Genomic DNA, 13,085 nt, shown 5'->3' with positions numbered 1-13,085 from the left:
GAGGGGCTAACCGTCCGACACCCCGCCCGGTCACCATGCCGACCGCGGACAGACCGAAGGCCCGGGTCGCACCACCCGGGCCCTCGTCCGCTCCGGCCCTAAGGCCGTCCTCGTTCTTCCCGCACTACGGCGCTACGGCTCAGAGGCCCGCGCCCGTGACCAGGTCCGCGCCCGGCACGGTCTGCAACACCGGGGCGAGGACGCCCAGTTGGGGCGCCTTCAGGTCCGGGAGGCCGAAGTTGTCGGGGTTGGGCGGGGTCAGCGGCACGTCCAGCGCCAGGCCCGGGGCCATCGTGCGCAGGTCGGAGGCGGGCGTGCTGACGCCGACGTGGTCGAAGCCGTCGCCGAGGACGTGCGGCAGCGGGGCGCGCAGGCCGAGGCCCGGCAGGCCGCCGTGGACGGGGAGTTGGGGTACGGCGCGCTCCGGGATGAGCCGGCCCTCGACGTACCGCGGGCCCTCGGGCGAGCCCGGCATGGGCACCGGGATCTCCCCGCCCAGCTTGGGGAGTTCCATGCCGAGGGCGTTCTCCGCGCCCTCCAGCGGCACGGGCACGGGAACCGCGCCGAGCGCGGCGGCGGGGGTCGCGGTGGCGGCGCCGGCCGCGGCCGCCACGGCCGTGATGACGGCGGCGATGGTTCCTCGGGTGGTCGACTTCATCTCGAGTACGGTCCCTTTCGGAATTCGGAGGCTCTGCGTGCTGAAGCTCTGCGTGCTGCCCGGGTAACGAGGCCGGGCAGGGCATCAGTTCAAGATTCCCCCGGGTGCCGTAGTAGTCAGCTTTCCGGAATTCCCGTCAGCGGGCCGGAATCCGCTTCCCGTCAGCGGGCCGGAACCGGCGTTCCCGCCCGCTGTCCGGTCGCCCGTCCGGTGCTCAGCCGCGCAGGCTGCGGGCGGGCAGGATGATGTGCGCGGCGGCGTTCAGGGTGTCCTCGGAGCCGGCGAACTCGGCCAGCGCCTCGGGGGTGACGGGCTTGCCCGGCTCGGCCTCGGGCCACGGGCGGGTGGTGAACACCAGGTAGGCGAAGCCGCGTTCGCCGACGGCCGCGAGCCACTCGGGCGGCGGCACGCACTGGGCGTTGAGCTGCGGCATGTTGAGGACGGCCTGCCCGGACTCGACGAGCATGGTGATCGGCAGGCTGGGCTTGGTGGCGCCGTCGACGATGTTGCCGCCGACCGGGAGCCCGTTGTCGGTCAGCAGCCGTTCCACGGCGGCGGTGGCGGCCTCGGGGCCGTCCGCGGCGTCGCCCAGGGTGTAGGCGAGGAGATAGGGCATGTCCCCGTCGGGGGCCTCGCCGCTCCACGCCAGGACGACGAGGGTGCCGAGGTCGGCGACGCGGAAGGGGCGCGTTTCGCTTGAGGTTGAGGTCACCGCGCGACCTTATCGACGGGCCGGAAGGCCCTCGGACGCGTTCTCACCCGTCCGGCCGATGGCGCGGGCACCCCGCCACACGAACGAGGGACGCCTCGCGACGCCCCTCGAACACCACCGGCGGGACTCAGCTCTGCAGCGGCAGACCGCCGAGCAGCGGGTTGTGCTGGTTCAGCGCGGCGGTCGCACCCTTGACGGTGTTGAGCGCGGAGCCCTTGTTCTCGGTGTCGAGCGCGTCCGACTGGTGCTGGAGCGGCATCACGTCGGCGGGCTGGAGCTGACCACTGGTGAGGGTGTTGACGGCGCCGGTGAGGCTGGTGGGCGTCACGTCGGCGGGGCTGTAGGCGAACGCGGGCGCGGCGGCACCGGCGATGGCGAGGGACCCGGCAACGACAGCGGCAGCCTTCAGGGACTTCATCGTGTTCCTTTCTTCGGCAACTCATGTCACCAGAGCGAATTCTGTCGCCGTGTGTAACGAGTTCCGGCCGGGGCGGAAACCCCGTGCGCAGAAAGTTTCTGCTGCCCACTCGAATGCAGCGTGTGTCTCATCGGCGTTTCCCATCCTCATATGAAAAGGCCGTACAGCGGAAAAGGCCGCCGGACCGATCCCGCAAAGGACCGGCCCGACGGCCGTTCTACGACTGCGCTACGACTCTTCTACGACAGTTCGCTTCACACTCCCGGAAGCGCCGGAACGGCGGGCACCGCGGGTACCGCCGGAAGCGAGGACGTCGACGGCAACGACGGCAGCGCGGGCAGACCGGGCAGGCTCGGTGCGGGCAGGCCGCCGCCCAGCAGCGTGGCCGCGACCACGTTGACGAGGCCCGTCACCACACCGGTGACCGCCGGGACGACACCGGCGACGTCGCCGGAGGTGACCGCCGCGAGCAGCGTGGCGACCGCTTTCTGCAGGGACGCGAGGGCGTCACCGGCGAGGTCGGCGGGCGCCTTGGCCTTGGAGTCGTCGCCGCTCTTGAGCGAGGGCAGCGCGGGCAGGGCGGGCGCCGCCGGTACGGCGGGCACGGCGGGGACGGCCGGCGTGGCGGGAACCGCCGGGACCGCCGGTGCGGCCGGCGCCGCCGCGGTGATCTTGGCGATGGCCGCGGTGACCGCGTCGCCCAGCGTCTTCGCCTGGTCGGCGGAGAGCTGGCCGTTGTCGGCCTTGAGCGCCTGGGTCAACAGGTCGGTGACGGGGGTGAGTACGCCGCCGACGTCACCGAGGCCCTTGACCTGGGCGAGCAGTGCGTCAGCGCCCGGGACCGGCGCGCTCGACGCGGCGTGGACGTGCTTCCGCGCCGAGTCGTTGTCGGCCGCGACGGCCACGGGGCCGGCGATTCCGATCAGGACGGTGGCACAGAGCACGGAGGACGCGACGCGCCGTGCGGGCAGACCACGCATGGGTGTTTCCTTTCGGTGGTGCTTCGGATCTTGAGCCCACCGTGAAAGCGCTCACCACCATCTGCAACCGGTCGGACGCGCCGGGTGACCGTCCGTCAGTCGTACGGTCGACGTCGTGCCTGGTGAGGGCCATGTCAAGACAGAAACGCCGGACCGGGACCGCTACCGCCCATTCGGGGCAACACCGCGAAACGCCGACCGGCCGTCCCCCCGTGGACACACCACGGGAGAACGGCCGGCCGAAGTGATGCGCGCGGACGTCAGTCGTTGACGCAGGTGTTGCCGAAGGCCGGGTTCAGCAGGCCGATGACGTTGACGGTGTTGCCGCAGACGTTGACCGGGATGTGGACCGGAACCTGGACGACGTTGCCCGACAGCACGCCCGGGGAGTGGGCGGCAGCGCCGTGCGCGTCGCTGTCCGCGGCGGCGATGCCGGCGGTGCCCGCCATGGCGGCGGCGGCAACGGAGGTCAGGACCAGGCCCTTCGCGATACGCGACATGGAGAGGTGCTCCTTGGGGTTGAAACAAACATCCGGGCGGGGATGCCCGGCGCTGTGTCAACGCGCGGCGCCCAAAGGGGTTGTGCGGCCAATGGGGTGATCTCCCAGAAGGCCTAACTTCACCATTCCGACACACTTGCCACGTTTCGCCGGATTAATACGGATAGCCACTAGAGTTGCGCACCTCCCGAAGTACCCCTATAGCCATCACATCGCACATAGGGGCCGTACTTCCCGAAAGGGCACCTCCGGTCATGCGCAATTCCCTGGGTCCGTTGCTGCGCCGGGCGTCGACGGGCGCTCTCGCCCTCGTCACGATCTGGGCCCCGGCCGCCTCCGGAGCGTCCGCCCCGCCCGCCGCCGAGGCGACGCGCGTCCCGTTCGCCCAGCGCTACCACGCGCTCCAGCACGGCGGCATCGTCCGCGCGGCCAACACCTCCATCAGCTGCCGTGCGAACGCGGCCGCCTGCCCGGCCGTACGAGAGGGGCAGGCCGCGGTCAACGGCGACTTCGACATGTTCTACGTCGACGTCGACCGCGACCCGAACACCTACGACTCCTCCCGCGCGGAGATCCGGCTGCCCGAGGGAGCCCGGGCCACGTACGCGCGGCTGTACTGGGGCGGCAACCTCCGCGTGGGCGAGCAGAAGCCGCCCAAGGACAACGGTCGGGTGCTGGTCGCGGAGCCCGGCGGCGAGTACAAGGCGGTGCTCGCGGACACGGTCGTCGGACACCGGGTGGCGGGCGGCGCGGACGCGTTCCAGGCCTCGGCGGACGTCACCAAGCTGGTCCGGGAGAGCGGTTCGGGCCTCTACACCGTGGCCCAGATCAACACCGCGATGGGCAAGTCGGCGGCCGGCGCGTGGGGTGGCTGGACGCTCGTCGTGGCGTACGAGAAGCCGCAGGAGCCGCTGCGCCGGCTGGAGTTGTGGGACGGCTTCGACGCGCTGGACTCCCGTACCGGCGCGGAGATCCGGATGCGCGGGGTGCGTGTGCCCGCGCACGCCGGGGGACGCGCGGGCGTGGTGGCGTACGACGGGGATCGCGGCCGCGCCGGGGATTCGCTCACACTCTCGACCGGTCGTACGAACGCCACCGCGCTCGGTGACGGTGCCAACCCCCGTGACGACGTGCTGAATTCCACGATCAGCGACCCGGCGGCGGCGCCTTCGGAGCGTGCGCCCGCGTATGCGAACACGCTCGGCTACGACTCCGATGTGTTCGATCTCGGCAAGGCGCTGCGTCCCGGCGGTGACCAGCTGGCCTTCCGGCTCGTTTCCCAGCGGGACGCGGCGTGGTTCGGGGCGCTCTTCGTCGCCGTCGACGCCCAGCAGTGAGGCGCGTTCCCGCCCGCAGTCCCGAGCGCCACCCGTGAGCGAGGAAACCGCGCAATGCACCAGCCAGCAACCGACCCTCGGCCACGGGTCCTGCACCTCGCCCAGCCCGTGGACGCCGGAGTCGCCCGTGTCGTCACGGATCTGACGCGGGCTCAGCTCGCCTCGGGCCTGCACGTCACGGTCGCCTGCCCCGCAGGCGGCAGCCTCGCGGACGGGGTCCGGGCGCTCGGCGCCGACGTACGACTGTGGGAGGCGACCCGGTCACCCGGACCGGCGCTCGTCTCCGAGGTACGGCGGCTCGCCCGGGTGGTCGCGGAGGTGCGGCCCGATCTGGTGCACGCGCACAGCGCGAAGGCCGGTCTGGCCGGGCGGCTCGCCGTGCGGGGGCGGATCCCGACCGTGTTCCAGCCGCACGCCTGGTCGTTCGAGGCGGTCGGCGGGGTCACCGCCGCGCTCGCGGTCGGCTGGGAGCGGTGGGGTGCGCGCTGGGCCACCCGGACGGTGTGCGTGAGCGAGGCGGAGCGGACGACCGGGCTGCGGGCCGGGGTCCGGGGCCGCTGGAGCGTGATCCCCAACGGGATCGACACCGAGCGCTTCCACCCCGCGGCCGTGGACACCGTACGGGCCGGGATCGAGCAGCTCGCCGGGGTCGATCCGGCGGCGCCGCTGGTGGTGTGCGTGGGGCGGCTGTGCCGGCAGAAGGGCCAGGACGTCCTGCTGACGGCGTGGGACGAGGTGGTCCGGCGGGTGCCGAAGGCGCGGCTCGTGCTCGTCGGCGACGGGCCCGACCGGGCCGCGCTGCGTGAACTCGCCCCGGATTCCGTGCTGTTCGCGGGTTCCGTCCCCGATGCCGTGCCCTGGTACCAGGCCGCAGATCTGGTGGTCCTGCCCTCGCGCTGGGAGGGCATGGCGCTGGCTCCGCTGGAGGCGATGGCCTGCGCCCGGCCCGTCGTCGTCACGGATGTCGCGGGCGCCCGCGAGAGCCTGCCGGCCGGTCTCGCCCCGCGCTGCCTGGTCCCGGCCGAGAACCCGGCGGTGCTGTCCGGGGCCGTCGCCGAGCTGCTGCTCGACCCGCTGCTGCGCGAGTCCCTCGGCCACCAGGGACGCCGGTACGTCCAGTCCACGCACGACGTGCGGCACACCGCCGAGGCGGTCGCGGAGGTCTATCGCGATCTGCTCGGCGGCAAACCCGTCGTGCCCACCGAGTGCAGGGAGTCCATCCACTCGTGACTGCGGAAAGCACCGTCCCCTCCCCCGGCGGACAGCCACGGGATCACGGATTCTCGAACGTCTCGGTCATCCCCCGCCGCACCGGCGGCGGTTTCCGGTTCCCGGTCCGCCGCCCGCCCGCGCGGCCGGCCTCACCGCTGCCGCTGCTCGGCGCGGACCTCGCCGCCGCCGTGGTGGGCGCCCTCGCGCTCACCGGCAGCCAGCGCAGACCGCTGCTGGTGGCCCTGTTGATCGCCGGGTCGATACTGCTGCGCCCGCATCTGCCCCGGGCCGTACCGCGCGTCCTCGACGAACTGCCCGCCGTCTGCGGCCGGATCGCCGTCGCGTGGCTCGCGCTCGGCACGCTCACCGCGGCCTACGCCCCCGACCGCGCGCTGTCCCCGCGCACCCTGCTCCTGGGCTTCGCCCTCCAGACGGCGGCGAGCTGCGCGGCCCGCGGCGCGGTGCACCGACGCCGCCGCAAGGCACTCCTCAACCGCCCCCGCGCCGCCCTGGTGATCGGCCCGGCGACGACCGCGCAACGCGTGGCGGCGGCGCTGCTGCGGCACCCGAAGTGCGGGGTCGAGCCGATCGGCATCGTCGCCGAACACCCGGACGGCACCGAGGGGTTGCCCGTACTGACCACCGGCGAGGAGGTCGAGCGCGCCCTCATCCAGAACGGCGTCCGGGCCGTCCTCACCGTGCATCCCTCTGTACGGTCCGAACGCGGGCCGCTGCTGCGGGCGTTGGCGGAGTCGGGCTGCGTGGTCTGGGAGGTCGACGCCGACTCGCCCTCGTACGAGATGCGTGACCAGCTCGCCGGATTCGCCTGCCGCAGGCTGGAGTTGGGGTCACGCCACCCCGGCAGCTTCGGCAAGCGGGCCCTGGACGTACTGGCGTCCGGCACCCTGCTCCTCCTGGTCAGCCCCCTGCTGCTGGTGTGCGCGGTGGTCCTCCGTCTCACCGACGGGCGCGGTGTCGTCTTCCGCCAGGAGCGCATCGGCAAGGACGGCCGCCCCTTCACCCTGCTGAAGTTCCGCACGCACCGCCCGGTCGACGACCACGAGGCGGCGACCCGCTGGAGCGTCGCGGGCGAGTTGCAGATGAGCCGCTTCTGCCGCTTCCTGCGCCAGACCTCGCTGGACGAACTGCTCCAGCTGTGGAACGTGTTCCGGGGCGACATGAGCCTGGTCGGCCCGCGGCCCGAACGACCGTACTTCGTCGCGCAGTTCAGCCAGGCCTACCCCGGCTACGCGGCCCGCCACCGGATGCAGACCGGCATCACCGGCCTCGCCCAGATCCACGGGCTGCGCGGCGACACCTCGATCGAGGACCGCTGCCGGTTCGACAACGCGTACATCGACAACTGGTCGCTGTGGCAGGACATCTGCATCCTGGCCCGCACGGCGACCGCGCTCGTACGTCCGACCGGGAGCTGAGCCGTGAACCACCGCGTCCGTATGAACGCCCCTGTCCTGCCCGTACGTCCGACGGGGAGCTGAGCCGTGCTGCGCCGAGTCCGCACGTTCGCCCCCGTCCTCCCGGTCGTCGCCGTGATCGCCCTGCTCGGTCTGCCGCTCGCCCCGGGCGAGGGCGGCGCAGGTCCGGCCGACGCGGTCTCCGGTCTGGTCGTGCTGTACTGCGGAATCCGGCTCCTCCGCGACCGCAGCCGCCCCCTGACCCCAACTTCCGTAGTGGTCATGGGACTTCCGGTCCTGGGCCTGTCGATCGCCGCGATGGGCGCGTCCTCACCGGGCGCCGGACTCAGCGGCCTGGGCCGGTACCTCCAGATCTTCGTACTCGTCCCGGCGGCGGTCGTGCTGCTGATCCGGGACCGCCGCGACTTCCGTCTGCTGGCCTGGTCGTTCGTCGCACTCGCCCTCTGGCAGGGGGCGATCGGCGTCAAGCAGTACGTCACCGGGACCGGCGCCTCGTACCAGGGCGAGGAGATCCGCGCGGTGGGCACCTTCGGCCCGACCGACGTGATGGGCATGGCGACGGTCGTGTCCTTCGGCCTGATCTGCGCGCTGGCCTTGGCCCTGGGCCGAAATGACGCACGTCAACGGGCGGTCGCGGCAGCCTGCGCCTTCGCTCTCCTCGTCCCCCTGGCCCTCTCCTTCAGCCGCGGCGCGTGGATCGCGACCGCGGCGACCTGCGCGATCCAACTGGCCCTGGCCGGCCTGCGCCGCGCCCTGAAGGTGGCCGCGGCGGTGACGGCGGCGGGCGTGGTCCTGGTGGGCGGCTTCGGCGTCGGTACGGCGATGCTCCAGGAGCGGATCGACAGCATCACCCAAGTCACCGACGCGCCGGACCAGTCGGTGATCGACCGCTACACGATGTGGGCGGCGGCAACAGCGATGTGGCGCGAACACCCCCTGACCGGCGTCGGCTTGAAGGGCTTCCCCGAACACCGGGACGGCAACGCCTCGCTGGCGTTGTCCTCAGGCAGCGACACGGAGGGAGCGGGCGCCGCCTTCCTCAAACAGCCCCTGCTCTCCCCGCACAACATGTACCTCCTGGTCCTCAGCGAACAGGGCCTGATCGGCCTCGTCACCCTGGCCGGCAGCTGGCTGGCCCTCCTGGTCTGCGCCCTGCGCGGCCTGTTCCGGGTCCACCGAACCAAACTCCCCGGCCTGGACTGCGCATTGATCTCCACCGGCCTCCTGACCTGGCAGCTGATCGACTTCATGTACGCGGACATCGGCGGCCCGTCAACGGTCCTGACGGCAGTGGTCTTCGGCCTGGCAGCGTGGTGGTCACTGACGGGAGCGAACGAGGAGAAGCGTCCTACGGCAGCAACTCCGGCCCACGCAACCGCCGAAGGGGCCCTGACCCGATGACGGTGAAGCCTCCAACACAGGGGCGCGGAGCTGCATCAATCAACGGCTCCACCGCGGGGCACGACACCCACGAGACTCCCCCGACACAGCCCAACACCAACCCCCCAAAGGCACGCGGGGCTGTATCGATCAGCGGCTCCACCGCAGGGCACGACACCCACGAGACACCTCCAACACAGCCCAGCACCAACCCCCTAAAGGGGCGCGGGGAACTGCGCGACCAGCCCCCACGGCGCAGCACCCGCGAGACGACCCCAGCTGGCACAACCGACGAACCCAACACCGCCCCCCTCCTCCCACAAGCACGCACCGCCACCCCGGCGCCGGCAGAAGACACCGCCCCGGAATCCCGCCGCTTCCTGGCCAAAGCCGCACTGATCACCGCCGTCCTCTCGATCACCGGCTCCCTCCTGGGCCTCGCCAGAGACCAGGCCCTCGCCCGCCTCTTCGGCGCCGGCAGCGAAACAGACGCCTTCCTCATCGCCTGGACCATCCCGGAATTCGCCGCCACCCTCCTGATCGAGGACGGCCTCGCCTTCGCCCTGATCCCGGCGTTCAGCATGGCCCTGGCCCACAGAGCACAAGGCGCCCCCGGCGACCCGGTCCGCTCCCTCGTCGCCACCACCCTCCCCCGCCTGACCCTGGCCTTCATCGCCGTATCGGCACTCCTGATCGGCACAGCGCCCTACCTGGTCGAAGCCCTGGCCCCCGGCCTCCCGAACCCCGCCCTGGCCATCAGCTGCACCCGCATCACCGCAACCTGCGTCCTCAGCTTCGGCCTGGCCGGCTACTGCAGCGCGGCCCTCCGGGCCCACCGCCGTTTCGTGGCCCCGGCGGCGATCTACGTGGCGTACAACATCGGCATCATCGCCGGGATGTACGCCTTCGGCGCCCACTGGGGCGTACGCTCGGCGGCCCTCGGTGTGGCCGGCGGCGGCTTCCTGATGGTGCTGGCCCAACTCCCGGCCCTGTGGCGGCAGTTGACGAGCCACAAGCCCACCACCCCGGACACGGGCCCCGCCGAGGCCCGTCCGATGAACCTCGCCCTGATGGCCACCGTGCTGCTCTTCGCACTGTGCCGCCAGTCGCAGGTCCTCATCGAGCGCTTCCTCGCCTCCCACCTCCCCGCCGGCGCCATCTCGCATCTGAACTACGCGCAGAAGGTCGCCCAGATGCCGATGATGCTCTCGCTGATGCTGTGCACGGTCACCTTCCCGGTGGTCGCGCGGGCGCTCGCCGAGGGCGACACCGAGAAGGCCCGCAACCGCGTGGAGCGGGACCTCGCGCTCGCCGCCTGCCTGGTGCTGCTCGGCGCCGCCACGGTGATCGCCTGCGCCCCGCAGATCATCCAACTCCTGTTCCAGCGGGGCGCGTTCACCGTCCACGACACCGCCGCCACGGCGGGCGTGATGCGCGTGTACGCCCTCGGACTGCTCGGCCAGACCCTGGTCGGCGTCCTGGTCCGCTCCTACTTCTCGGCGGGCCGCCCCACCTGGTACCCGGTCGGCGCGATGGCCGCCGGCATCGTCGTGACCTCCTGGATCGGCGCCTGGACGGTCGGCCCCTGGGGCGTCATCGGCATCGCCGTCGCCAACGCCACCGGCATCACCTTCACCGCCGTACTCCTGCTGTGCGGTTCGGGCCCCCGCAGTGTCCCGATCCGCACCCGGCAGGTCCTGATCGAGCTGAGCCGGCCGGTGCGCGCGGCCGTGGTCGCGACGATCGCGGGGGCGTTCGTCGCCCGCGCGCTGCCCTCGCCGCTGCTCGGTCTCACCGTCGGCTGCACGACCGTCACCGTCGTCTTCGTCCTGCTCGGCTGGGCCCTGGGCACCCAGGGCTTCGCACCCGCACTGGAATCCGTACGCTCCGTCACACGAAGGCTCATCCATGGCCGCTCCCGTTGATTCCCCGACCACCGGCAGTCGCGCCACGGGCCCGGTCCCGTGGGTGGCGATGTACCACTCCGTGGGCGACTGCTCCGACGACCCCTACCGCATCACGGTCACCCCCGACCGCCTTGAACAGCAGCTGAGTTGGCTGCGCAGGCGCGGTCTGCGGGGCGTGTCCATGGCCGACCTGCTCGCCGCCCGCGCCCGGGGCGAGGGCCGCGGTCTGGTCGGTCTCACCTTCGACGACGGCTACGCCGACTTCGTCGCCAACGCCCTTCCTGTACTGGCCCGTTGGGACTGCGGCGCCACCCTCTTCGTCCTCCCCGGCCGCCTCGCCGGCGACAACGCCTGGGACCCGCTGGGCCCCCGCAAACCCCTCCTCACCGCCGACGGCATCCGCCAAGCGGCCGCCGAGGGCGTGGAGATCGGCTCCCACAGCCTGACCCACGTCGACCTCACGAAGTCGGACGACGCCACGTTGGAGGCAGAGGTCACCGAAAGCCGCACCATGCTCCAGGAGTTGCTCAACTCCCCTGTCGACGGCTTCTGTTACCCCTACGGCACGATCGACGCCCGCGCCATGGACGCCGTACGCGAGGCCGGTTACGCCTACGCCTGCGCCATCGACCCCGGCGACCTCAACGGCCCGCACGCGCTCCCCCGCGTCCACATCGGCCAGAACGACACCGCCGTACGCCTCTTCCTCAAATACCGGCTGCACCGCCTGCGCCGGCGTCCGGTGGAGGGGCTCGCATGAGGGCTCTGCACATCATCACCGGGCTCGGCGTCGGCGGCGCCGAGCAGCAACTGCGGCTGCTGATCCGGCACTTGCCGGTCGACTGCGACGTCGTGACGCTCACCAACCCGGGCTCGGTCGCCGCCGGCCTGACCGCCGACGGGGTGCGCGTCCTCCACCTCGGCATGACCGGCAACCGCGACCTCACCGCCCTCCCCCGCCTGGTCCGGATCATCCGCACCGGCGGCTACGACCTCGTGCACACCCACCTCTACCGCGCCTGCGTCTACGGCCGGCTCGCCGCCCGGATCGCGGGTGTGAAGGCGGTCGTCGCCACCGAACACTCCCTGGGCGACTCGCAGATGGAGGGCCGCGGCCTCAGCACCGGGGTCCGCGCCCTGTATCTCGCCAGCGAGCGGCTGGGCCGCTCCACGGTCGCCGTCTCCCCCACGGTCGCCGAGCGCCTGAAGCGCTGGGGCGTGCCGGGCCCGCGCATCGAAGTCGTCCCGAACGGCATCGACCTGGACCGCTTCCGCTTCGACCCGGTCCAGCGCCTGCGCACCCGCCAGCGGCTCGGCCTGCCCGAGGGCGCGTACGTCATCGGCGGCATCGGCCGCCTCGCGGCAGGCAAACGCTTCGACGTCCTGGTCCGCGCCCTGACCCAACTCCCGGACGACTACTGGCTGTTGCTGGTCGGCGGCGGCACCGAGGAGAACCTCCTGCGCCGTACGGCCCACGACTGCGGGGTCGCCGACCGGGTGCTGTTCACCGGCGAGCGCCCCTACACACCCGACGGCTCGCCGGGCCCCGACCTGCCCTCCCTCACCGCCGCGATGGACCTGCTCGCCTCGCCCTGCCCCGAAGAGGCCTTCGGCCTGGCCGTCGTAGAGGGGCTGGCGTCCGGGCTGCCCGTGCTCTACGCCTCCTGCCCCGCCATCGAGGACCTCCCCCCGCAGGCCGCGGCCGCCGCCCGGCGCGTGCAGGGCGGCCCCGAGGTCTTCGCCCGCGCGCTGGCGGCGGCCCGCGCGCAGGGCCCGCGTCCGCGCACCGCCCCGGACGCCGCCCACCACTACTGCATCACCCGCAGCGCCGCCCAACTCATGGACGTGTACGCGGCCGCGGTCTCCACCTCGTCGCCGTCCCCCGCACCCCAGGGAGCCAGTTCCTCATGACCGAGATCCGCCAGCACCTCCCCCTCAGCCGCGCGAAAGCCCTCCCGGCCTGGTCCCTCCTCGCGGCCGGCGCCGTGACCGGCGGCCTGCTCGGCGGCGCGTACGGCGTCGTCAAGACCCCGACGTACACGGCCACCAGCTACGTCATCGCCGTCCCCACCGACAAGGCCGACTCCTCCACCGCGCTCGGTTTCGCGCAGGCCTACGGCCGGGTCGCCACGCAGCTCGCGGTGCTCGGGGACGCGCAGGTGTGGGCGGGGGTACCGGTCAAGACGCTCCAGTCGAGCGTGCAGACGGCGACCTCGCCGGACGCGCCGATGGTCGCCGTCACGGCCACCTCCTCGCGCGCCGACCTCGCCGCCGACATGGCCAACGCCGTGTCCCGCTCGCTGACCGTGCACGCGAACGACTCGAAGGCCTCGACCCACGTCGAACTCCAGACCTTCGCCCGCGCCATCAAGCCGGCCGCGCCCACCTCGGCCTCAGCCGCGGTGACCGGTCTGGTCGGTGCGAGCGCGGGCGGACTCCTCGGCGGTCTGCTGCTGCTCGTCCGGCCGCGCCGTACCCCGGACGAGACCGGCCGCCCCGCCTCGGTGCCCAGCCCGGCCACCGCGGCCGACGTCCTGTGACACCG

The 13,085-nt window shown here is 72.6% G+C and carries 13 protein-coding genes; 8 read left to right on the top strand and 5 right to left on the bottom strand.

Features of this window, described 5'->3' with window-relative positions; translation table 11 throughout:
* Positions 1–139 precede the first annotated feature (139 nt).
* The 5 genes from OG714_RS32545 to chpG all read right to left on the bottom strand — a co-directional run bounded on the left by OG714_RS32545 (position 140) and on the right by chpG (position 3,268).
* Positions 140–658 carry a hypothetical protein gene (locus OG714_RS32545; RefSeq protein WP_406126366.1) on the bottom strand — a complete coding sequence of 173 codons (519 nt, stop codon included), beginning with the start codon at positions 656–658 and terminating at the stop codon, positions 140–142.
* A gap of 214 nt (positions 659–872) precedes the next feature.
* Complete coding sequence (locus tag OG714_RS32540; RefSeq protein WP_406126364.1) at positions 873–1,370, bottom strand: DUF5949 family protein; 498 nt, start codon at positions 1,368–1,370, stop codon at positions 873–875.
* Positions 1,371–1,497: 127 nt separating this feature from the next.
* Entirely contained in the window at positions 1,498–1,788 is a 291-nt protein-coding gene (locus OG714_RS32535) for a hypothetical protein (protein WP_266856879.1), read from the bottom strand.
* 254 nt (positions 1,789–2,042) lie between these two features.
* On the bottom strand, positions 2,043–2,768 hold the full coding sequence (locus OG714_RS32530; protein ID WP_406126362.1) for a hypothetical protein: 726 nt from the start codon (positions 2,766–2,768) through the stop codon (positions 2,043–2,045).
* Between the two features lie 260 nt (positions 2,769–3,028).
* Positions 3,029–3,268, bottom strand: coding sequence for a chaplin ChpG (chpG, locus tag OG714_RS32525; RefSeq protein WP_019065678.1), 240 nt, complete (start codon positions 3,266–3,268; stop codon positions 3,029–3,031).
* Positions 3,269–3,522: 254 nt separating this feature from the next.
* On the opposite strand from chpG, the gene OG714_RS32520 reads away from it, so the two are divergent.
* The 8 genes from OG714_RS32520 to OG714_RS32485 all read left to right on the top strand — a co-directional run bounded on the left by OG714_RS32520 (position 3,523) and on the right by OG714_RS32485 (position 13,080).
* Complete coding sequence (locus OG714_RS32520; RefSeq protein ID WP_406126359.1) at positions 3,523–4,605, top strand: DUF3344 domain-containing protein; 1,083 nt, start codon at positions 3,523–3,525, stop codon at positions 4,603–4,605.
* 54 nt (positions 4,606–4,659) lie between these two features.
* Positions 4,660–5,835: a glycosyltransferase gene (locus OG714_RS32515; protein ID WP_406126357.1), complete on the top strand. Its 1,176-nt coding sequence runs from the start codon at positions 4,660–4,662 to the stop codon at positions 5,833–5,835.
* Positions 5,832–7,253, top strand: coding sequence for an exopolysaccharide biosynthesis polyprenyl glycosylphosphotransferase (locus OG714_RS32510; protein WP_406126355.1), 1,422 nt, complete (start codon positions 5,832–5,834; stop codon positions 7,251–7,253). The genes OG714_RS32515 and OG714_RS32510 overlap by 4 nt, the downstream gene beginning before the upstream one ends.
* Before the next feature lie 66 nt (positions 7,254–7,319).
* Positions 7,320–8,654 carry an O-antigen ligase family protein gene (locus tag OG714_RS32505; RefSeq protein ID WP_406126353.1) on the top strand — a complete coding sequence of 445 codons (1,335 nt, stop codon included), beginning with the start codon at positions 7,320–7,322 and terminating at the stop codon, positions 8,652–8,654.
* The gene (gene murJ, locus OG714_RS32500) at positions 8,651–10,558 is read left to right on the top strand and encodes a murein biosynthesis integral membrane protein MurJ (RefSeq protein ID WP_406126351.1); all 1,908 of its coding nucleotides are present in this window, start codon (positions 8,651–8,653) and stop codon (positions 10,556–10,558) included. The genes OG714_RS32505 and murJ overlap by 4 nt, the downstream gene beginning before the upstream one ends.
* Positions 10,542–11,300, top strand: coding sequence for a polysaccharide deacetylase family protein (locus OG714_RS32495; protein WP_406126349.1), 759 nt, complete (start codon positions 10,542–10,544; stop codon positions 11,298–11,300). The genes murJ and OG714_RS32495 overlap by 17 nt, the downstream gene beginning before the upstream one ends.
* On the top strand, positions 11,297–12,451 hold the full coding sequence (locus tag OG714_RS32490) for a glycosyltransferase (RefSeq protein ID WP_406126348.1): 1,155 nt from the start codon (positions 11,297–11,299) through the stop codon (positions 12,449–12,451). The genes OG714_RS32495 and OG714_RS32490 overlap by 4 nt, the downstream gene beginning before the upstream one ends.
* Positions 12,448–13,080: a lipopolysaccharide biosynthesis protein gene (locus OG714_RS32485; RefSeq protein WP_406126346.1), complete on the top strand. Its 633-nt coding sequence runs from the start codon at positions 12,448–12,450 to the stop codon at positions 13,078–13,080. Before OG714_RS32490 ends, OG714_RS32485 begins: the two co-directional genes overlap by 4 nt.
* Positions 13,081–13,085: the final 5 nt, after the last annotated feature.

The sequence above is a fragment of the Streptomyces sp. NBC_00989 genome (assembly GCF_045162655.1).
In the GTDB taxonomy this organism is placed as follows: domain Bacteria; phylum Actinomycetota; class Actinomycetes; order Streptomycetales; family Streptomycetaceae; genus Streptomyces.
The sequence above is the reverse complement of the archived record's forward strand: the minus strand, read 5'-3'. Positions and strand labels throughout refer to the sequence as shown.

Coding starts and splice junctions, on each gene's coding strand:
- OG714_RS32545 (WP_406126366.1), bottom strand. CDS start 658: ATGAAGTCGACCACCCGAGGAACCATCGCCGCCGTCATCACGGCCGTG.
- OG714_RS32535 (WP_266856879.1), bottom strand. CDS start 1,788: ATGAAGTCCCTGAAGGCTGCCGCTGTCGTTGCCGGGTCCCTCGCCATC.
- OG714_RS32530 (WP_406126362.1), bottom strand. CDS start 2,768: ATGCGTGGTCTGCCCGCACGGCGCGTCGCGTCCTCCGTGCTCTGTGCC.
- chpG (WP_019065678.1), bottom strand. CDS start 3,268: ATGTCGCGTATCGCGAAGGGCCTGGTCCTGACCTCCGTTGCCGCCGCC.
- OG714_RS32520 (WP_406126359.1), top strand. CDS start 3,523: ATGCGCAATTCCCTGGGTCCGTTGCTGCGCCGGGCGTCGACGGGCGCT.
- OG714_RS32515 (WP_406126357.1), top strand. CDS start 4,660: ATGCACCAGCCAGCAACCGACCCTCGGCCACGGGTCCTGCACCTCGCC.
- murJ (WP_406126351.1), top strand. CDS start 8,651: ATGACGGTGAAGCCTCCAACACAGGGGCGCGGAGCTGCATCAATCAAC.
- OG714_RS32495 (WP_406126349.1), top strand. CDS start 10,542: ATGGCCGCTCCCGTTGATTCCCCGACCACCGGCAGTCGCGCCACGGGC.
- OG714_RS32490 (WP_406126348.1), top strand. CDS start 11,297: ATGAGGGCTCTGCACATCATCACCGGGCTCGGCGTCGGCGGCGCCGAG.
- OG714_RS32485 (WP_406126346.1), top strand. CDS start 12,448: ATGACCGAGATCCGCCAGCACCTCCCCCTCAGCCGCGCGAAAGCCCTC.